Source organism: Streptomyces sp. MMS24-W38 (assembly GCF_059889265.1).
Genome location: NZ_JCBCPP010000001.1, coordinates 2914317 through 2933214, shown reverse-complemented (window position 1 = coordinate 2933214; position 18898 = coordinate 2914317). Strand labels below are relative to the sequence as shown.

Genomic DNA, 18898 nt, shown 5'->3' with positions numbered 1-18898 from the left:
GCCCTCTTGATCACCCCAGTAGGGTCGTCCCGTGAGCAACGAGGACATCACTCTGACCGCGGGCGACGCGGAGGTCACCGTGCGGCCGGAAAACGGCGGGCGGGTCTCGGGACTGCGGGTCGGGGGCGTCGAGCTGCTGCGCCAGGGCGACCGCTACGGGTGCTTCCCGATGGTTCCCTGGTGCGGGCGGATCCGGGACGGCCGGTTCCGGAACGGCGCCACCGTCCACCAGATGCCGCTGAGCGCCCCGCCGAACGCCATCCACGGCACCGCCCGTGACACCGCCTGGCGTACCGCCCGAGCGAGCGGGAACGAGGCCGCGATCACGTACGACCTCGGGGAGCCCTGGCCGTACTCCGGGCGGGTGACGCAGGTGATCACGCTCGGCGCGGACTCCCTGACCCTGGCCATGGCAGTCGAGACGTACGAGTCCTCCTTCCCGGCGCAGATCGGCTGGCACCCCTGGTTCAACCGTGTCCTCGGCGGCACGGACACGGCAGGCACGGCGGACGCGGCGGGCGCGGCGGACGTACGCATCGACTTCACGCCCGCGTGGCAGGAGGAGCGGGGCGACGACCACCTGCCCACCGGCCACCGGATCGATCCGAAGCCCGGCCCCTGGGACGACTGCTTCGGTATGCCCGGCGGCGTCGACGTCACCCTCACCTGGCCGGAGCGGCTGGAGCTGAAGGTGACCAGCCGTGAGGAGTGGGTGGTGGTCTACGACGAACAGCGCGAGGCCGTCTGTGTGGAGCCGCAGACCGGCCCGCCCGACGGGCTGAACACCCACCCGCGCCTGGTCACCCCACTGGAGCCGCTGGAGGCCACGACCACCTGGACCTGGCGCAGGCTCTGAAGCCGTCTACCCTGGCTGCCATGAGTGAGGTACGTAGCGCACTGCTGCAGCAGATCAAGGACAAGGCCGTGGTGCACGGCAAGGTGACCCTCTCCTCGGGTCTCGAGGCCGACTACTACGTCGATCTGCGCCGCGTCACCCTGGACGGCGAGGCCGCCCCGCTGGTCGGCCAGGTGCTGCTGGACCTCACCGACGGGCTGGAGTTCGACGCGGTCGGCGGGCTGACCATGGGCGCCGACCCGGTGGCCGCCGCCATGCTGCACGCCGCCGCCGCGCGCGGCCGGAGGCTGGACGCCTTCGTGGTCCGCAAGGCGGCCAAGGCGCACGGCCTGCAGCGGCGCGTGGAGGGCCCGGACATCAGGGGCCGTCGGGTCCTGGTCGTCGAGGACACCTCCACCACCGGCGGCTCCCCGCTCACCGCCGTCGAGGCCGTGCGCGAGGCCGGCGCCGAGGTGGTGGCCGTCGCGACCATCGTCGACCGGGCGACCGGCGCCGCCGAGAAGATCCAGGAGGGCGCCGGGGTGCCGTACCTGTTCGCCTTCGGCAAGGACCAGCTCGGCCTGGACTGAGGTCGCGACCGACCAGCCGGTTCTCCGTCCGACATCATCCGGCATAACGACTTGACCTGCGCCGTCGACCAGCCGGGCAAGTCTGGGAGGATGGGGCCGACAATGACGTCGCATCCAAGGTTCCAGGTCAGGGCCGACAGCACCCAGTACGCCACACCGCACGCATAAGGAGCGGACAGATGCCCATCGCAACTCCCGAGGTCTACAACGAGATGCTGGACCGGGCGAAGGCAGGAAAGTTCGCCTACCCGGCCATCAACGTCACCTCGTCCCAGACCCTGCACGCGGCACTGCGCGGCTTCGCCGAGGCGGAGAGCGACGGCATCGTCCAGATCTCCACGGGCGGCGCCGAGTTCCTGGGCGGCCAGCACAAGAAGGAGATGGTGACCGGCGCGGTCGCCCTGGCCGAGTTCGCGCACATCGTCGCCGAGAAGTACGACGTCAACATCGCCCTGCACACGGACCACTGCCCGAAGGACAAGCTCGACGGGTACGTCCGTCCGCTGCTCGCCGTCTCGGAGGAGCGGGTCAAGGCCGGCCGCAACCCGCTGTTCCAGTCCCACATGTGGGACGGCTCCGCCGAGACGCTCGCCGACAACCTGAGCATCGCCCAGGAGCTGCTGGAGCGCGCCCGCGCCGCGAAGATCATCCTCGAGGTCGAGATCACCCCGACCGGCGGCGAGGAGGACGGTGTCTCGCACGAGATCAACGACTCCCTCTACACCACGGTCGAGGACGCGATCCGTACGGCGGAGGCGCTCGGCCTCGGTGAGAAGGGCCGCTACCTGCTGGCCGCGTCCTTCGGTAACGTGCACGGTGTGTACAAGCCGGGCAACGTGGTCCTCCGTCCCGAGCTGCTGAAGGAGCTCAACGAGGGCACCGCCGCCAAGTACGGCAAGCCGGCCGGCTCGCAGCCGTTCGACTTCGTCTTCCACGGCGGCTCGGGCTCCAGTGAGCAGGAGATCCTGACCGCCCTGGAGAACGGCGTGGTCAAGATGAACATCGACACGGACACGCAGTACGCCTTCACGCGTCCGGTCGCCGACCACATGTTCAAGAACTACGACGGTGTCCTGAAGGTCGACGGCGAGGTCGGCTCCAAGAAGACCTACGACCCGCGTACCTGGGGCAAGCTGGCCGAGGCGTCGATGTCCGCCCGCATCGTCGAGGCCTGCCAGAACCTGCGCTCCACGGGCACCCGGATCAAGTAGGTCGCGCGTACGCCGTACGTACGCGTTCGCACGTCGCTCGTACGCGTTCGTCGGGCCCGGCACACATGGTGCCGGGCCCGACCCGTTTCCGTATGCTCCCTGCATGCCCGATGTCCGGCTGGCCTCCCCGCAGGGCAAGTGGATCCTGCTGACCACGGTGCTCGGTTCCAGCATGGCCCTGCTGGACTCCACCGTCGTCAACGTCGCCCTTCCGCGCATCGGCCGCGACCTCGACGCGAGCCTCGCCGCCCTGCAGTGGACGGTCAACGCGTACTTGGTCACGCTGGCCGGGCTGATCCTGCTGGGTGGTGCGCTGGGTGACCGGTTCGGCCGCCGGAAGGTGTTCGTCGTCGGGGTGCTGTGGTTCGCGACGGCCTCCCTGCTGTGCGGTATCGCCCCGAACACCGGTGTGCTGATCGCCGCCCGCGCACTGCAGGGCGTCGGCGGCGCGCTGCTCACGCCCGGCTCGCTCGCCCTGATCCAGGCGTCCTTCCACCCCGACGACCGGGGCCGGGCGGTGGGCCTGTGGTCCGGCTTCGGCGGGATCGGCGCGGCGGTCGGCCCGTTCCTCGGCGGCTGGCTGGTGGACGGACCGGGCTGGCGCTGGGTGTTCCTGATCAACGTGCCGCTGGCCGTGGTGTGCGCCCCGATCGCCGTACGCCACGTACCGGAGTCGGACAGCGGACAGCAGGCCACCGGCCGTTTCGACGTGCTCGGCGCGGTCCTCGGCGCGCTCGCCCTCGCCCTGGTGACGTACGCGCTGATCGAGGCCGGTGGGGGCTCCCTCGTGGTCGCGGTCGCCGCCGTCGCCGGACTGACCGCCGCCGTCGCCTTCGTGGCCGTCGAGAAACACCGCGAGCACCCGATGGTGCCGCTGGACATCTTCGCCTCCCGTCAGTTCACGGCGGTCAACCTCGTCACGCTGTGCGTGTACGCGGCCTTCGGCGGCTTCTTCTTCCTCGCCGCGCTCCAGCTCCAGGTCGCCGTCGGCTGGTCCGCGCTCGCCGCCGGTACGGCCCTGCTGCCCACGACCGCGATGATGTTGCTGCTCTCCGCCCGCTCCGGTGAACTCGGCGAGCGCATCGGGCCGCGTATCCCGCTCACCGTCGGACCGCTGCTGTGTGCCGCCGGGATGCTGCTGATGACCCGGGTGGGGCCGGGCGCCTCGTACCTCACCGATGTGCTGCCGGCGCTGCTGGTGCTGGGCCTGGGCATGGTCACCCTGGTGGCGCCGCTGACCGCGACCGTCCTCGCCGCCGTGGACACCGCGCGGGCGGGCCTGGCCAGCGGCATCAACAACGCGGCGGCCCGCGCGGCCGGCCTGGTGGCGGTGGCCGCGCTGCCGCTGCTGGTCGGGATGGGGCCGGAGGCGTACCGGGAGCCGGACGCCTTCAACGACGCGTTCCGGCGGGCGATGGTGCTGTGCGCCGGGGTCCTGGTGGTCGGCTCGGCCCTCGCCTTCGCGACCGTACGGCGTCCCGCGCCGGGCTGCCGGCGCCCGGAATGCCACACCCACGGCAGCGTGGCCGTACCCCCGCTGGAACCCGAGACCGAGATCGAGCCCGAGCCCGGGACGGGGCGGAAAGGTGGTGTTTCACGTGAAACACCACCGCCACCTGGGCCCCGGGAGTCCTGAACCTAAGCCCGCCTCAGCTCCTCGTACGCCTCGGCGCTGCTGTCCTGGAGGAACTGGCGGCACCGCTCCGCCTCGTCCTTCTCGTCGATCGCCTCGGCGGCGCGGGCGAGGGCGGCGAGGCAGCGCAGGAAGCCGCGGTTGGCGCGGTGGCTCCACGGGATGGGGCCGTGGCCCTTCCAGCCGGACCGGCGCAGCGCGTCGAGCCCTCGGTGGTAACCCGTTCGGGCGTACGCGTACGACTCCACCACTCGCCCCGCCTCGAAGGCGTCGTCGGCGAGCATGGCCCAGGCCAGCGAGAACGTGGGGAACCTCGCCACCACCTCGGCCGGCGGCAGGGAGTCCTCGGCGAGCAGGCGGTACGCCTCCTCGTTCTCCGGCAGATGCGTCGGGTCGGGGCCGCCGAGCAGGTTCTTCTGAGTGGTCATGCCGCCAGTCTGCCATCTACGGCAAGGCGTCCTTCCGGGGCCGTGCGGTGAAGATGCGGGCGGTCGGGACGCGGGCGACCATCGGACCGATGGCGGTCCCGCGCCGGCCGCAGACCGTGCCCTGCCGCCTGTGACCGCCCCACGGGCGCCACTCTCCCGGACGGAGTTGCCATGCCCAGGAACAGTGGGGCACAGCCTGCCCTCAAGGCCCGACGACCGCCCGCACGACCGCCTTCACGACCGCCCTTTCGAGGCCCCGCTTCGCGAGGACGGCCGGCGGGCCCTGCCCCAGAGCCGTCTCGACCGTCCGACGAACCGATCGGCCCAGCGGTGCAGTCGGCCGGGTGGCATCCTGGCGGGGTGCACGCGCCGGTCCAGCGCGCCCGTGCGGATCGCCTCGAGCGCGTCGGCGAGGTCGACTCCCGCGAACGTGATGACGTCGGTCGCGACCGTGCGGAGGCTGTGGGCCAGGAAGGCGAGGTCCGCGTCGGCGGGTCCGGCCGCCTCCGCGGTGATCCTCGTCGCGAGTTCCAGCGAGCGGTCCGCGGCGCGCTGGCGCGTGTCGCGGTCGTCGAGCCCGTCGGCCAGCGAGGCGATGACGGCCGTCAGGTCGCGCACCGGTTGCTGGAGCCGGCCACGGGTGTCGGAGCCGGCCGACGCGACGAGGCGCGCGAGCATGAGGCAGCTGGCACCCAGCAGATCGAGGTGCTCCGCGTTCTCCTTCTCGCGCACCACGACCTTCGCCCGCCAGGTCAGCACACGACGCGTGACACGCGTGTTGGTCCGCCCGACCCGGCGCAGCTCCAGAAGGTGATCCAGCACCTCGCGGAGTTCCCCGACCGCCTGTCGGGCGAGCCCGTCGTCGTCCTGGTCGATGGAGTCGGCCAGGGTGGTCAGGCCGTCGGCGATCGCGTCGAGCGCGGCTGTCTCGGCGCGACGCAGCAGCGCCAGGGGCTCGGCCGGGAAGAGGAGTTGGGAGAACACGAGAGCGATGCCCGCGCCGGTCAGTGCGTCCACCAGGCGCTGGACACCGTTCGCCTGGTTGCCCAGCGCCACCACCAGGATGGAGCTCACCGCGGCCTGGACGACGACGACCTGTGCGCTCCGCAGGGCGCGGGCGGTCGCGAGCGAGACGAAGACGGCGAGTGCCATCGCGCCCGGTCCCTTTCCCAGGACGGCGAGCACGAGTTGGCCGACCAGCAGGCCGAGGAGCACGCCCTGGAGGAGCCGGATCGCGTGCAGGCCGCGTTCGCCGAGGTTCGCGGTCAGCGCGACCATCGCCGTGATGGGCGCGAAGTACGGGGCGGGGTGGTCGAACACGTAGCGGGCCACCAGCCACGCCGCTGCGGCGCTGGCGGTGGCCTGAAGGATCAGCCACACGTCCAGGGCGACCCGGCGGCCGCCGACCGAGAGGCCCGACACCGCCCGACGTGCCACCGCGCCGGCTCCGCGGGCTGTTCTGCGGGACCGCGGCGCGCTCACCCGGCTCATCATGCCAGCAGGCCACCCCGCCCGCCGGGCGCCGACCGCCCCCGGCGAGCCACGCCGGTACCGGTGCCTGTGCTCATGTCCGCGCCGGAGGGGAGGAGGCGACGGTGAAGGTCGAGCAGGTGACCGAATCGATCGCGTACCACGGTGAGGGACCGGTCTGGTCCGAGGCGTGGGGCGGCCTCCGGTGGCTGGACATGCTGGCGGGGGACGTGCTGTCGCTCGCCGCGGACGGGACCGTGACGCGGCGGCACGTCGACACCGTGGTGGCCGCGGTCCGGCCCAGACGACGAGGCGGCGCCGTCATCGGTGTCACCCGCGGGTTCGCCCTCGAAGACACGGACGGAAAGGTGACCCTCTTGGAATCCCTGTGGAGTGATGAGCGTGTCCGCATGAACGAGGGCGGATGCGATCCCGACGGGCGGTTCTACTGCGGCTCGATGGCCTACGACGACCGGCAGGGAGCCGGCTCGGTCCACCGCCTGGACCCCGACGGCTCGACGACGACCGTCCTCGACGGAGTGACGATCTCCAACGGTCTCGAGTGGAGCCCCGACGGCGGCCGCGCCTACTACGCCGACACCGCGACGGACCGCGTCGACGTCTTCGACTACGACCGTGAGCACGGGCTGAGCGGACGGCGCCCGTTCGCCGCCGCACCGGGCGGTCCGGGCGGCAGTCCGGACGGACTGACGGTCGACGCGGAGGGCGGCGTGTGGGTCGCCCTGTACGGCGGCGGCTCGGTGCGCCGGTACGCGCCGGACGGCACCCTCGACGAGGTCGTGACGCTCCCGGTCACCAAGGTCACGGCGTGCACCTTCGGGGGGCCGGAACTCGACCGGCTGTTCATCACGACCTCCCGCGAGCACCTGGAACCCGGCGCCGAGCCGGAGGCGGGCGCGTTGTTCACCTGCACACCCGGTGTCCGGGGTGTGCCCGTCCGGGAGTACGCCGGATGAGCGGCGCCGACGCCCCCCGCGGCGGCTCGAAGAGTGAGCGGACCGGGCAGGCCGGGAAACAGACCGAGTCCGAAACCGGACAGACGCAGACGCAGACCCTGCTCATCCTCGGCGCACGCGGCGACCTGACGGCCAGGCTGCTCCTTCCGGGACTGGGCGGCCTGGTCGCCCAGTCCTCGCTGACCGACCTCTTCCTCGTCGGCAGCGACCGGGGCGAGGAAGGCGACGAGGCGTGGCAAGCGGTCGTCGCGCAGGCGTTCGCGGCCGGTGAGGCGAGCGGGCCGGCCGTCGACACCGTCGTCCGCGACGCGCGCTACGTGGCCGCGGACGCCACCGACGACGGTGACCTGCGCCGTCTGCTGGAGTGCCGCCGTGGCCGTCTCACGCTGTACTTCGCGCTGCCGGCGGCCGTGACGGTCGATGCCTGCCGGGCGCTGGCCCGGATCGGTGTGCCGGAGGGTACGCGCCTGGTGCTGGAGAAGCCCTTCGGCACCGACGCGGCCAGTGCGACCGCGCTGAACGAGCTGCTGCACGGCTTCGTGCCCGAGGACCACGTGCACCGCGTCGACCACTTCCTCGGCATGTCGACGGTGCTGAACATCCTCGGCGTCCGGTTCGCCAACCGGGTGGTCGAACCGCTGCTCTCCGCGGAGCACGTCGAGGCGGTCGACATCGTGTTCGACGAGACGCTCGGCCTCGAGGGCCGGGCCGGCTTCTACGACGTGACGGGCGCCCTGCGCGACATGATCCAGAGCCATCTGCTCCAGGTGCTGGCGATCGCGGCGATGCCCCCGCCGAGCACGCTGGAACAGCTCGAGGTACGGGACTCCAAGGCGCACATCCTCCGGGCGACCCGGGTCTGGGACGACCGTCCCGAGCGGTTCAGCCGCCGCGCCCGCTACACCGCCGGAACGATCGACGGCCGTTCACTCCCGTCGTACGTCGACGAGGAGGGCATCGACCCCGCCCGGGGGACGGAGACCCTGGCCGAGGTGGTGTTCGCCGTCGACACCTGGCGGTGGGCCGGTGTGCCGTTCCGCGTCCGCTCGGGCAAGGCGATCGGCTCGCCCCGGCAGGAGGTCACGTTCTGGTTCAAGGCCCCCCAACACGTCCCGGACGGGCTCACCGGCGAGGCCCGCGCCAACAGGCTGCACATCGGCCTGGGCCCGCGTCACCTCCGGATGGACCTCAACATCAACGGGCCGGGCGACCCGTCCACCATCTCCCCGGTCACGCTCGACACGCGTTTCGGCCCCGGCGAGCTGTTCGAGTACGGCGAGGTGCTGCGGGGCGTCCTGGAGGACGAGAAGCCCCTGTCGGTGCGCGACGACATGTCGGTCGAGTCCTGGCGCATCGTCCAGCCGGTGCTGGACGCGTGGCGCGACGGCCGGGTCCCGCTCGAGGAGTACCCGGCGGGGAGCGCCGGCCCGGTGGCGTGGGAGGACAGGACGCCATGAGCGAAGCGCTGAACACGCGCCCCGCAGAGGAGAGCCAGTTCGTCCACCTCACCCCGCAGGGGGTGCACAGCGTCCGCCGCTGGGCGATGTCCATCACCCTCGGCAGCTTCCTGTTCGGCTTCGACACCGGGATCATCTCCGGTGCGCTGCTGTTCGTCCGGGAGGACTTCGACCTCAACTCCTTCGAGCAGAGCTCGGTGGTGAGCGTCCTGCTGCTCGGCGCGGTCGTCGGGGCGCTGGCCAGCGGGAGGATCGCGGACCGCCACGGACGGCGTCCGCTCCTGGCCGGCCTCGGTGTGCTGTTCTTCGTCGGCATCGTCCTCGCCGCCGCGGCCACCGGCTACTGGATGCTGATGCTCGGCCGCATCGTCATGGGCCTCGCCGTCGGCGGTGTGTCGGCCACGGTGCCTACCTACCTCGGTGAGATGGCACCGGCCCAGGTCCGGGGCCGCGTCCTCAGCCTCAACCAGCTGCTCATCAGCACCGGTCTGCTCGTCTCCTATCTCGTGAACTGGGCCTTCTCAGGGTCCGAGAACTGGCGCGGAATGTTCTGGGTCGGTGGCATCCCGTCCGCACTCCTCGTCCTGGCGTGCCTGTGGCTGCCCGAATCCCCGGTGTGGTCGCTCACCCACGGCAGGACGGACCAGGCCCGAAGGACACTCGACAAGGTCACCGAACCGGGCGGCACGGACCTGGTCGTCGCACGCTTCGGCCGCACCGGCCGGGAGGGCGAGCAGCGCCGTGAGGGGACCGGAAGCGGCTCCGGGAACCTGCGGGCGCTGCTCGCCCCGGCGGTCCGCCCCGCGCTCCTGGTCGGCGTGATCCTCGCCGCCCTGCAGCAGTTCTCCGGGATCAACACGATCCTCTACTACGCGCCGACGATCATGGGAAAGGCCGGCCTGTCCGCCTCGAACGCGATCTTCTACTCGGTCTTCATCGGCGTCATCAACGTCGTCATCACCGTGGTCTCGCTCAACCTCGTCGACCGGCTCGGCCGTCGCCCCCTGCTGCTCTTCTCCCTGGCGGCGATGGCGGTCTCCATCGCGCTGCTGGGTGTCGCGTTCGCCCTGGATCTGCCCCGGTGCTCATGCTCATCTTCATGATGCTGTACATCATCGGGTTCGGGGTCGGTCTGGGCCCGGTCTTCTGGGTGCTGCTCGGCGAACTCTTCCCCCCTGCCCAGCGCGCCGAGGGATCCAGCGCCGGTGCGACCGTCAACTGGCTCTCCAACTTCGTGGTGAGCCTGGTGTTCCTTCCCCTGATCTCGGCCGTCGGGGAAGGGCCCACCTTCTGGATCTTCGCCGCGATCTGCGTCCTCGGCGTGGGGTTCGTCGCCCGGTTCGTCCCCGAGACGCGTAGCCGTCACGCCGAGGAGGTGGGTGCGGACCTGCGCCGGCGGTGGCACGTCCCGACGGCGTGAACGAACGCCGGGGCCGGCTACGCGCTGTGCTCCGGACGGCCCGTTTCCGGGGCGGGCCGCTGTCGGTCCGCCCCGGAAACGGTGTCGTCCAGGGTGACGGCGAAGAGCGCGGCGTCGTCCTGCAGGTTTCCCCCGGTGTGCCGGGAGACGGCGGAGAGGACGGCGTCGAGCACCGCGTTCGGATCGGGCGGGAAATGCCGGGACAGCACCGGAACGGGGTCGAAGAAGACACCGTCCGCGTCGCGGGCTTCGTTGATGCCGTCGGTGTACAGCACCAGGGTGGCCCCGACGGGCAGGTCGAACAGGTCGACCGGGACCTCGTCGTCGGTGCCGAGAACGCCGAGGCCCAGCGGCAGCGCCGGTGTGGTCGGTTCCAGCGGGACCGCCTTGCCGTCGTGGACCAGCAGGGGTGCCTCGTGGCCCCGATTGGCGACGCGGAGCACGGAGTAGTCGGGGGGAAGCTCCACGATGACGGCCGTGGCGAACGACTCGGCTTCCGCTCCACTCGCGTGCCTGATGCCCGCCTGCATCCGGCCCTCCAGGTGCCGGACGACGCTCGGCAGATCCGGTCGGTGGTCGCTGGCCTCATGGAACGAGCCGAGCAGAGCGTTGACCGTACGGATCGCCTCGAGCCCCTTGCCGCGCACATCGGCGATGAGCATCCGGATGCCGTGGGGCGTCTCGTGGATCGCGAAGAGGTCACCGCCGATGGCGGCCTCCTTGTGGGCGACCTCGTACCGGGTGGCCACGGCCAGCCGCCCCACCCGGTCGGGCAGCTCCGGGAGCACCGCCCGCTGCAGCACGGCCGCCACCTCGCGGCTCGTCCTCAACTCCGCCCGGTCGCGGGCCAGCAGCACGTTGAGGAGCGCTGCGACGACGGTGAGAAGGACGATGCTGATGAACGGGACGAGGTCGTCGGTGCTCGGCTTCCTTTCCAGGAACACCAGGACGAGCCCCACGAGGTTCGCCACCACGCCGGTGGCTATCGTCCCGCGCAGGGAAAGAAGCGGAGCGGCCACTACGGGGGCGGCCGCGAGTACGGGGAACACGTTGACGCCTCCCAGGGTGAAGACGTCGAGGACCAACGCGATGATGATCATCGCGGCGGGCAGCCACCGTAGCCGCCGCAGCCGCAGCTCCCTGTCCGTCGGCTCCTTGCGACCGATACGCATTCCGCGGCCCATGACCCGATCGTCTCAGGGAATCGGACCCCCGGCAGGCCCGGCGAGGTTCCCACCGGGCGGACCTTGCGGTCGTGGGGGACCATGAGCAGGATGCACCGTGGGGACCGGGGCCCCCGTGTCGGTAACGGCAGGGGCGGACCGCTACCCGGAGTACATTTCAGGAGACAGCGATGTCCCACGAGGCTTTTGAGCCGGAGACCCCGCATCTCGACTTCGAGGGCACGACCCCCTACGAGGACTACGTCAGGGCAGATGTCCTCACCCATCTCCAACACACCCTCTCCGACGATCCCGGAGAGATGGTCTTCCTGGTCACGACCCAGGTGATGGAGCTGTGGTTCACCGTCATCGTGCACGAGTGGGAGACGGCGGCGAACGCGCTGCGGGGTGACGACGTACCGACCGCGATCGACGCGCTGAAGCGGTCCGGGCGGGAGCTGGAGGCGCTGAACGCCTCCTGGAAACCACTCGGACAGCTCACCCCCGCCCAGTTCAACGCCTACCGCGGCGCGCTCGGCGAGGGCTCCGGCTTCCAGTCGGCGATGTACCGGCGCCTGGAGTTCCTGCTCGGCGACAAGTCCGCGTCCATGCTGGTCCCGCACCGGGGCGCGCCCCGTGCGCACGCCGAGCTGGAGAAGGCGCTGCACGAGCCGAGCCTGTACGACGAGGTGCTGCGCCTCCTCGCGCGGCGCGGGCACGCGATCCCCGAGGACGTGCTGCGGCGCGACGTGTCCCGGCGGTACGAGCCGTCGCCGGAGGTGGAGTCGGTCTGGGCGGCCGTCTACTCGGGTGACGAACGGGACGAGGTGGCCCGCCTCGGCGAGGCGCTGACCGATGTCGCCGAGCTGGTGTGGCGCTGGCGCAACGACCACCTGGTCGCCACCCGCCGCGCGATGGGCGCCAAGGCGGGCACCGGAGGCTCCGCCGGCGTGGCCTGGCTGGAGAAGCGGGCGCAGAAGAACGTGTTCCCCGAGCTGTGGACGGCGCGATCCCATGTCTGAACTGGTGACGAAGGCGGAGAAACTGGACGCGGCCGACGAACTGGCGGTCAAGCGGGCCGAGTTCGTTGTGGAGGAGGGCGGCGACACCGTCTACCTCGACGGCAACTCGCTGGGCGCGCTGCCCGCCGCCGTCCCCGGCCGGATCGAGGACGTGGTCCGCCGGGAATGGGGCGAGCTGCGCATCCGGTCCTGGACGGAAGAAGGCTGGTGGACGGCGCCCGAGCGGATCGGCGACCGCATCGCGCCGCTGGTCGACGCGGCGGCCGGGCAGATCGTGGTCGGCGACTCGACCAGTGTCAACGTGTTCAAGGCGCTGGTGGGCGCCGTGCGGATGGCGCGGCTGACGGACCCGGGGCGGAACGAGATCGTGGTCGACGCGACCACGTTCCCCACGGACGGCTACATCGCCGAGTCGGCGGCCCGGATGACCGGCTGCACCCTGCGCCCGGTACCGCCGTCCGAGGTGGCGGGTGCGCTCGGCCCCCGTACCGCCGCCGTACTGCTCAACCACGTCGACTACCGCACCGGCCGACTGCACGACCTCCCCTCGCTCACGGCCGCCGTGCACATGGCGGGGGCACTGGCCGTCTGGGACCTGTGCCACAGCGCGGGCGCGCTGCCGGTCGGACTGGACGCGCACGGCGTGGACCTGGCGGTCGGCTGCACCTACAAGTACCTGAACGGCGGTCCCGGTTCACCGGCGTTCCTGTACGTGCGCGAGGGCCTGCAACACCTCTTCGACTCCCCGCTGCCCGGCTGGAACTCCCACGCGGATCCCTTCGGGATGCGCCCGGACCACGAACCGGCGCCGGGCGTACTGCGCGGGCGGGTCGGCACCCCGGACATCCTCTCCATGCTCGCCCTGGAGGCGGCGCTGGAGGTCTGGGACGGCGTCACGGTCGAGGCGGTGCGAGCCAAGTCCCTCGCGCTGACGGACTTCTTCCTGGAGTGCGTCGAGGCGTACGTCCCCGAGGGCCGGGTCGAGTGTGTGACCCCGCGTGCGCACCGGGAGCGGGGCAGCCAGATCGCCCTGCGCTGCCGGGACGCCGGTGACGTGATGAAGCGGCTGATCGAGCGCGGGGTCGTCGGCGACTTCCGCCGACCGGACGTGCTCCGCTTCGGCTTCACCCCGCTGTACGTCGGCTTCGCGGACGTGGAGCGGGCGGCGCGGGTCCTGGCGGACGTCCTGGCGGAGCCCGGAACCTAGGCGACGGCCCGGCCGGGACGGTGCCGGCGCGGTGCGGGTGTGGGGGGGCGGAGGTCGGTACGGCACGGTGTGCTGCCGAACCACTCCGCAGGGTGTTCACCGAGCGTGATATCCCCATGTCCATGCCTGTCGTCGGGCTGATACCGTCCCGGCCAACGGCCGAAGTCTTCTCTCGTCCGCCAAGTACGTTTCATCGCTGAGAGGTTGGAGCATGACGGACGACTCCGCAGCCGCCCGGGCCGCCGCCGAGGAGGAGTCGGCCTTCTCCCATCCGCCCGTCGAGCCCGACGCCACCGCGGCCTACGACGACCACCCGGACCAGCTGATCGACTTCTACGCGCCGCGCGGCGAGGGCGGACCCGCGCCGGTCGTCGTCGTCCTGCACGGCGGCGCCTGGCGCGCCCCCTACGACCGTCGTCACGTCAGCCCGTTCGCCGCGTTCCTGGCCGGTCGGGGCTTCGCCGTGGCCAGTGTCGAATACCGGCGCGGTGCGGGGGAGTCCGGCGGCGGTGACCCGGTCGCGGGCCGGTGGCCCGACACCTTCGACGACGTCGCCGCCGCGCTGGACGCCCTGCCCGAGCTGGCCCGGCAGCACCTGCCGACGGCCGACCCGCGCCGCATGGTGCTCACCGGCCACTCGGCCGGCGGCCATCTGGCGCTGTGGGCCGCCGCCCGGCACGTCCTGCCCGCCGACAGCCCCTGGCGCACCGACCGTCCCGCCCCGCTGCGCGGGGTCGTCGCGCTCGCCCCGATCGCCGACCTCGCGGTCGCCGACAAGCTGGACGTCTGCGGCGGCGCTGCCCGCCAGCTCCTCGGCGGTGACGAGGGGTTCGCGGAGCGCCAGCCGTACGCCGACCCGGTGCTGCTGCTGCCCACCGGTATCGCCACGGTCCTCGTCCAGGGCCGGGACGACGTCGACGTCCCGCAGGCGGTCGCCGAGTCGTACGCGGAAGCGGCGGCGAAGGCCGGCGAGGTGGTCGGGCTGACGCTGCTGGCGGACGCCGGTCACTTCCCGCTGATCGACCCTGCGGCGGACGCCTGCGCGGTGGTGGCGGAGGAGATCGCCCAACTCGCCTGGTGAACCGGCCGCTGGGCGACTGGTCACACCCGTCGTCCCCGTCGAACCGTCATACCCGTGATACCTGAGAGCTACGTCCCGGGTGAGTCCCCCAGTGGGACGCGGGTTACCCGCGCCGATCCGTAACTTCCTTGCCTGACAAGCCCGACGACCCGGGCGGACAGGGGGGAAGACAACCATGGGGTTCCGGTGGCGCCGTACCGCACTCGCCGTTCTCATCGCCTCGGCCGTGACCCTGCCCGTGGCCGGTGCGGCCCGGCCCCGGGTTCCCGCCCCGGCCCCCGCCGCGCTCGCCCCGCCGACCGCGGCCACCCTCGACGCCGCCTACGCCGCCAACCGTGCCAACGCCGAGGCGGCGGCGCGGATGGCCGCCGCCCACGGCGACCGGCGGCGCGCGGCGGCCGACCGCGCCCTGGCGGGTCCCGCCCGGCAGTTGCTCGCCTTCGACGGCCGTGGCCCCGGACGGGTCACCGAGGTGCTCGGCGACCTCGCGCACGCCGACCGCGTCGCCGTCCTGGTCCCCGGTTCCGACACCGGCCTCGACACCTACGGCCGGTTCCGCGCCGCCGCCGAGGCCCTGCACGCGCGGCTCACCCGGGAGGCCCCGGTGGGTGTCCGGACGGCGGTCGTCGCCTGGCTCGGCTACGAGACGCCCGGCACGGTCGGCGTCGCCGTCGCCACCACCGACCGGGCCGACCGGGCCGCCCCCGAACTGCGGTCTCTTATCGACGACTTGCGCGCCGTCTCCGGTCCGCGCGCCCACCTCTCCCTGATCTGCCACTCCTACGGCTCGGTCGTGTGCGCCCGTGCCGCCGCCGACCTGGACGTCGGCGACATCGCGGTCGTCGGCAGCCCGGGTACCGGCGCCGCCACCGCCGCCGCACTGCGCACCCGGGCCCGGATCTGGGCGGCTAGGGGTGCCGACGACTGGGTGGCGAACGTCCCGCACCTCAGCGCCGATCTGTTCGGCACCACCGTCGGCTTCGGCACCGATCCCGTCGCGCCGGAGTTCGGCGCCCGGGTCTTCACGGCTGGCGACGGCGGCCACAGCGACTACTTCGCCCCCGGCTCCCCCTCCCTGACCAACCTGACCCGGATCGTCCTCGGCCGGACCACGGCGGTGACCCATGACTGACCTGAGCCCCGACGCCGTACGCGACGTCATACGGCAGGCCGCCGCCCGCGTCGACGCCTCCACCCCCGCCCACCGCGACCGCGCCGTGGACGCCCTGCGTGCCCTCGCCGTTCTCGGTGTCGTCCTCGGCCACTGGCTGGTCACCGCCCTCGTCGCGGACAGCGGCACCCTGCGCACGGCCAGCCCCCTCCAGCACGTGCCGTGGCTGGCGCCCCTCTCCTGGATGTTCCAGACGCTCGCCGTGTTCTTCCTGGTCGGCGGACATGTCGCCACGCGCAGCCACGCCTTGGCCCGCGCCCGCGGCGTCCCGTACCACCGCTGGCTGCGGGCCCGTCTGGCCCGGCTGTTCAAGCCGGTCGCCGCCGTCCTCAGCCTGTGGACGGCCGCCGCGGTCGCGCTCCTGCTCTCCGGAACCGAGTACGCGACCGTCCGCACGCTGGTGAAACTCGCCCTGTCCCCGCTCTGGTTCCTGCTGGTCTTCGCCGCGCTCACCGCCGCGACCCCGCTGCTGGCCCGGCTCCACCCGCTGTGGCCGCTCGCCGTCGTCCTGCACGTGGACCTGCTGCGCTTCGGTCTCGACGGCCCCGACTGGCTCGGCTGGATCAACCTCGCGGCCGGCTGGCTGGTCCCCTACACCCTGGGCGCCGCCTGGACCCGGGGCGAGCTGGAACGCCGCCGCTCCGGCCTGCTCCTGCTCGTCGGCGGTACGGCGGCCACGGCCGCGCTCGTCGCCTGGGCCGGCTACCCGGCGTCGATGGTCGGCGTCCCGGGGGCCGAGGTGTCCAACCTCAACCCGCCGACGCTGGCCGCCGTCACCTTCGGCCTGGCCCAGTGCGGACTGGCGCTGCTGCTGCGGGAGCGGCTGCGGGACGCGATGCGGCGTCCGGTCGCATGGGCGGCGGTGGCGCTGGTCAACCTCTCCGCGATGACGGTCTTCCTCTGGCACCAGACGGCCCTGATGGCGACCACCGCCACCGGTCTGCTCGCCGGCCGCCTGCCCGGCCTGCACACCGTCCCCGACGACCTCGGCTGGGTCGCGGCCCGGCTTGCCTGGCTGCCGGTGTTCGCCGGAGCCCTCGCGGTCTGCTGGGTCGCGTTCCAGTCCTGGGAGCGGGGCGACGGGCGTCGCGGACGGACCCGGGTGGTGCGCGCCCACCGGACGATGGCGGACCAGGACACTCGTCGGGGAGTACGACATGTATAGGACAGGATCTAGGCTGGCGCGGATGATGGAATCGGGGGTCGTGCGAGTGGTGGTCGGCCGGGTACGGCGCGCCTGGGGCGGGCTGCGGGACGACCTCGGCACTGCCCGCGTCGACCCGCTGCCCCCGTCCGTCTGGCTGCGCTGGCTGCCGCACGGGATGCTGTGCCTGGCCGCGTTGGGGACGTTCTTCGGGGGCCTGGCCCAACTTCAGGATCACGCCGCTGTCGTAGCCGGATACGCCATCCCGGTCACGATCGGGCAGAGCGGCGCCGTGGTTCTCGCGCTGCGCAGGCCGGTCACCGCCTGGTGGATGTCGCTGGCGGCCACGGTACTGGGTGCGATCGTGGTCCATCACCAGCTGTACGGCCCGGCGGCCGGGTCCCAGTGGCCCTGGACCGTCTCCGGCGTCATCTCCCACCTGCTCGTCCTGCTGCTGGTCGCACTGCGCGTACCCACCCGGGTCGCGGTCGAGACACTGGCCCTGACCGCGCTGGTCACCTACCTCCTCCAGGGGGTGTGGGGAGGGCCGGACTACGAGTCCATCGGCATGGTCGCCGTCATCCTGTTCGCCACCGCCGTTCTGCTCGGCATCGCCCTGCGCGGCCGCCGCGAGGCCCGCGCGGAATTGCGGCAGCAGACCACCCTCACCGCCGAGGAACGGGCCCGGCGCACCCTGTTGGAGGAACGCAGCCGTATCGCACGCGAGTTGCACGACGTCGTCGCCCACCACATGTCGGTCATCTCCATCCAGGCCCAGGTCGCCCCGCACCTGGTGGAGAACCCGTCCGAGGAGCTGAAGGAGAACCTGGCCGGCATCCGGCAGAACGCCGTCGACGCGCTGACCGAACTACGCCGTGTCCTGGGGGTACTGCGCTCCGAACACCCCGACTCCCTTGCGCACGAGGACGGTTCCGGCACCGCCCCGAACGCCCCGCAGCCCACACTGGACCGGCTCCACGCGTTGGTGGAGAACACCAGGGCCGCCGGACTGGCCGTGACCACGGAGATCACCGGGGAGCGACGGCCGCTGCCGCCCGGTGTGGAGCTGTCGGCGTACCGGATCGTGCAGGAGGCGCTGAGCAACGTCCTGCGCCACGCCCCCGGCGCCACCGCCCAGGTCCGCCTCGCCTACGACCGGGGCGGGCTGCGGGTCGAGGTCGTCAACAGCCGCCCCACCCGTGAGGCACCACTGTCCTCCGGTGCCGGGCACGGGCTGCTCGGCATGCGGGAACGGGCCGCGATGCTCGGCGGTACCCTCACGGCCGGCCCCTGGACCGGCCACGGCTACAAGGTCGAGGCCCACCTCCCGCTCTCCGCCCCGCACGCTTCCGACACCCCTCCACAGGACGGCCCCGCATGATCCGCGTACTGGTCGCCGACGACCAGCAGATGGTCCGGCAGGGTTTCACCGTGCTGCTGAACACCCAGCCCGACATCGAGGTGATCGGCCAGGCGGTGGACGGGCTGGACGCGGTCGCACAGGTCGCCGAACTCACCCCGGACGTCGTCCTGATGGACATCCGCATGCCCGAACTCGGCGGCATCGAGGCCACCCGCCGCATCACCACGGCCACACCGCACATCCGTGTGCTGGTGCTGACCACCTTCGACCTCGACGAGTACGTGTACGAGGCACTGCGGGCCGGCGCCTCCGGCTTCCTCCTCAAGGACGCCTCATCCGACCAACTCGCCGAGGCGGTAAGGGTGGTGGCGTCCGGAGACGCCCTGCTCGCGCCCGGCATCACCCGCCGCCTGATAGCCGAGTTCTCCCGGCTGGACGCCAGACCCCGCCCCCCGCTCAGGGACCGCGTGGGCGATCTCACCGAACGCGAGACGGAGGTGCTGTCGCTGATCGCGCAGGGCCTGTCGAACGCGGAGATCGCACGGCGGCTGGTGGTCGCCGAGCAGACCGTGAAGACGCACGTCGGCCGCATCCTGGTGAAACTGGGCCTGCGCGACCGCACCCAGGCGGCGGTGTTCGCGTACGAGTCGGGGCTGGTCCGACCCTCGGGACACTGAGGTGCGGTGCCGCCTCGTAGTACCTGAGACGGATGCCCCGGAACCCCTC

Annotated in this window: 16 protein-coding genes and 1 pseudogene; 14 read left to right on the top strand and 3 right to left on the bottom strand. The window is 72.2% G+C overall.

The features are described 5' to 3' along the window. The first annotated feature begins 31 nt into the window (after positions 1-31). From AC6F7H_RS12075 to AC6F7H_RS12060, 4 genes are all read left to right on the top strand, one after another. Positions 32-856 carry an aldose epimerase family protein gene (locus tag AC6F7H_RS12075; protein WP_500756982.1) on the top strand — a complete coding sequence of 275 codons (825 nt, stop codon included), beginning with the start codon at positions 32-34 and terminating at the stop codon, positions 854-856. A gap of 20 nt (positions 857-876) precedes the next feature. Beyond that, a complete protein-coding gene (pyrE, locus tag AC6F7H_RS12070; RefSeq protein ID WP_384206954.1) occupies positions 877-1425 on the top strand; it encodes an orotate phosphoribosyltransferase in 549 nt (182 codons plus the stop codon). A 179-nt stretch (positions 1426-1604) separates the two neighbouring features. Beyond that, a complete protein-coding gene (gene fbaA, locus AC6F7H_RS12065; RefSeq protein WP_109377167.1) occupies positions 1605-2636 on the top strand; it encodes a class II fructose-bisphosphate aldolase in 1032 nt (343 codons plus the stop codon). A 103-nt stretch (positions 2637-2739) separates the two neighbouring features. Next, the gene (locus tag AC6F7H_RS12060; RefSeq protein WP_500756981.1) at positions 2740-4272 is read left to right on the top strand and encodes an MFS transporter; all 1533 of its coding nucleotides are present in this window, start codon (positions 2740-2742) and stop codon (positions 4270-4272) included. A 2-nt stretch (positions 4273-4274) separates the two neighbouring features. Here AC6F7H_RS12060 and AC6F7H_RS12055 read toward each other — a convergent pair whose 3' ends face one another. Together AC6F7H_RS12055 and AC6F7H_RS12050 are read right to left on the bottom strand one after the other, a co-directional pair. Next, the gene (locus AC6F7H_RS12055) at positions 4275-4697 is read right to left on the bottom strand and encodes a DUF3151 domain-containing protein (RefSeq protein WP_500756979.1); all 423 of its coding nucleotides are present in this window, start codon (positions 4695-4697) and stop codon (positions 4275-4277) included. 234 nt (positions 4698-4931) lie between these two features. Beyond that, positions 4932-6134: an FUSC family protein gene (locus AC6F7H_RS12050; protein ID WP_500756977.1), complete on the bottom strand. Its 1203-nt coding sequence runs from the start codon at positions 6132-6134 to the stop codon at positions 4932-4934. A gap of 158 nt (positions 6135-6292) precedes the next feature. Here AC6F7H_RS12050 and AC6F7H_RS12045 point away from each other — a divergent pair, with 158 nt between their 5' ends. The 3 genes and pseudogenes from AC6F7H_RS12045 (at position 6293) to AC6F7H_RS12035 (ending at position 10021) form a co-directional block, all read left to right on the top strand. Further along, the gene (locus AC6F7H_RS12045; RefSeq protein WP_500756976.1) at positions 6293-7144 is read left to right on the top strand and encodes an SMP-30/gluconolactonase/LRE family protein; all 852 of its coding nucleotides are present in this window, start codon (positions 6293-6295) and stop codon (positions 7142-7144) included. After that, positions 7141-8601: a glucose-6-phosphate dehydrogenase gene (locus AC6F7H_RS12040; RefSeq protein ID WP_500756975.1), complete on the top strand. Its 1461-nt coding sequence runs from the start codon at positions 7141-7143 to the stop codon at positions 8599-8601. The genes AC6F7H_RS12045 and AC6F7H_RS12040 overlap by 4 nt, the downstream gene beginning before the upstream one ends. Continuing rightward, a pseudogene (locus tag AC6F7H_RS12035) lies at positions 8598-10021 on the top strand (sugar porter family MFS transporter). Before AC6F7H_RS12040 ends, AC6F7H_RS12035 begins: the two are co-directional and overlap by 4 nt. A 17-nt stretch (positions 10022-10038) precedes the next feature. Here the strand turns inward: AC6F7H_RS12035 and AC6F7H_RS12030 are convergent. Next, the gene (locus AC6F7H_RS12030; RefSeq protein WP_500756973.1) at positions 10039-11205 is read right to left on the bottom strand and encodes a PP2C family protein-serine/threonine phosphatase; all 1167 of its coding nucleotides are present in this window, start codon (positions 11203-11205) and stop codon (positions 10039-10041) included. A gap of 170 nt (positions 11206-11375) precedes the next feature. Between AC6F7H_RS12030 and AC6F7H_RS12025 the strand changes: the two genes are divergently transcribed. The 7 genes from AC6F7H_RS12025 (at position 11376) to AC6F7H_RS11995 (ending at position 18849) form a co-directional block, all read left to right on the top strand. Next, complete coding sequence (locus AC6F7H_RS12025) at positions 11376-12206, top strand: tryptophan 2,3-dioxygenase family protein (protein ID WP_500756972.1); 831 nt, start codon at positions 11376-11378, stop codon at positions 12204-12206. Beyond that, positions 12199-13413, top strand: coding sequence for a kynureninase (gene kynU, locus AC6F7H_RS12020; protein WP_500756970.1), 1215 nt, complete (start codon positions 12199-12201; stop codon positions 13411-13413). The genes AC6F7H_RS12025 and kynU overlap by 8 nt, the downstream gene beginning before the upstream one ends. Positions 13414-13624: 211 nt before the next feature. After that, a complete protein-coding gene (locus tag AC6F7H_RS12015) occupies positions 13625-14494 on the top strand; it encodes an alpha/beta hydrolase (protein ID WP_500756969.1) in 870 nt (289 codons plus the stop codon). 175 nt (positions 14495-14669) lie between these two features. After that, complete coding sequence (locus AC6F7H_RS12010; RefSeq protein ID WP_500756968.1) at positions 14670-15626, top strand: alpha/beta hydrolase; 957 nt, start codon at positions 14670-14672, stop codon at positions 15624-15626. Beyond that, a complete protein-coding gene (locus AC6F7H_RS12005; protein ID WP_500756966.1) occupies positions 15619-16830 on the top strand; it encodes an acyltransferase family protein in 1212 nt (403 codons plus the stop codon). The genes AC6F7H_RS12010 and AC6F7H_RS12005 overlap by 8 nt, the downstream gene beginning before the upstream one ends. Before the next feature lie 22 nt (positions 16831-16852). Then, a complete protein-coding gene (locus AC6F7H_RS12000; protein ID WP_500756964.1) occupies positions 16853-18190 on the top strand; it encodes a sensor histidine kinase in 1338 nt (445 codons plus the stop codon). Then, positions 18187-18849 carry a response regulator gene (locus AC6F7H_RS11995; protein WP_500756963.1) on the top strand — a complete coding sequence of 221 codons (663 nt, stop codon included), beginning with the start codon at positions 18187-18189 and terminating at the stop codon, positions 18847-18849. Before AC6F7H_RS12000 ends, AC6F7H_RS11995 begins: the two co-directional genes overlap by 4 nt. The last annotated feature ends 49 nt before the right edge of the window (positions 18850-18898 follow it).

Coding starts and splice junctions, on each gene's coding strand:
- pyrE (WP_384206954.1), top strand. CDS start 877: ATGAGTGAGGTACGTAGCGCACTGCTGCAGCAGATCAAGGACAAGGCC.
- fbaA (WP_109377167.1), top strand. CDS start 1,605: ATGCCCATCGCAACTCCCGAGGTCTACAACGAGATGCTGGACCGGGCG.
- AC6F7H_RS12060 (WP_500756981.1), top strand. CDS start 2,740: ATGCCCGATGTCCGGCTGGCCTCCCCGCAGGGCAAGTGGATCCTGCTG.
- AC6F7H_RS12055 (WP_500756979.1), bottom strand. CDS start 4,697: ATGACCACTCAGAAGAACCTGCTCGGCGGCCCCGACCCGACGCATCTG.
- AC6F7H_RS12040 (WP_500756975.1), top strand. CDS start 7,141: ATGAGCGGCGCCGACGCCCCCCGCGGCGGCTCGAAGAGTGAGCGGACC.
- AC6F7H_RS12030 (WP_500756973.1), bottom strand. CDS start 11,205: ATGGGCCGCGGAATGCGTATCGGTCGCAAGGAGCCGACGGACAGGGAG.
- AC6F7H_RS12025 (WP_500756972.1), top strand. CDS start 11,376: ATGTCCCACGAGGCTTTTGAGCCGGAGACCCCGCATCTCGACTTCGAG.
- kynU (WP_500756970.1), top strand. CDS start 12,199: ATGTCTGAACTGGTGACGAAGGCGGAGAAACTGGACGCGGCCGACGAA.
- AC6F7H_RS12015 (WP_500756969.1), top strand. CDS start 13,625: ATGACGGACGACTCCGCAGCCGCCCGGGCCGCCGCCGAGGAGGAGTCG.
- AC6F7H_RS12010 (WP_500756968.1), top strand. CDS start 14,670: ATGGGGTTCCGGTGGCGCCGTACCGCACTCGCCGTTCTCATCGCCTCG.
- AC6F7H_RS12005 (WP_500756966.1), top strand. CDS start 15,619: ATGACTGACCTGAGCCCCGACGCCGTACGCGACGTCATACGGCAGGCC.
- AC6F7H_RS12000 (WP_500756964.1), top strand. CDS start 16,853: ATGATGGAATCGGGGGTCGTGCGAGTGGTGGTCGGCCGGGTACGGCGC.
- AC6F7H_RS11995 (WP_500756963.1), top strand. CDS start 18,187: ATGATCCGCGTACTGGTCGCCGACGACCAGCAGATGGTCCGGCAGGGT.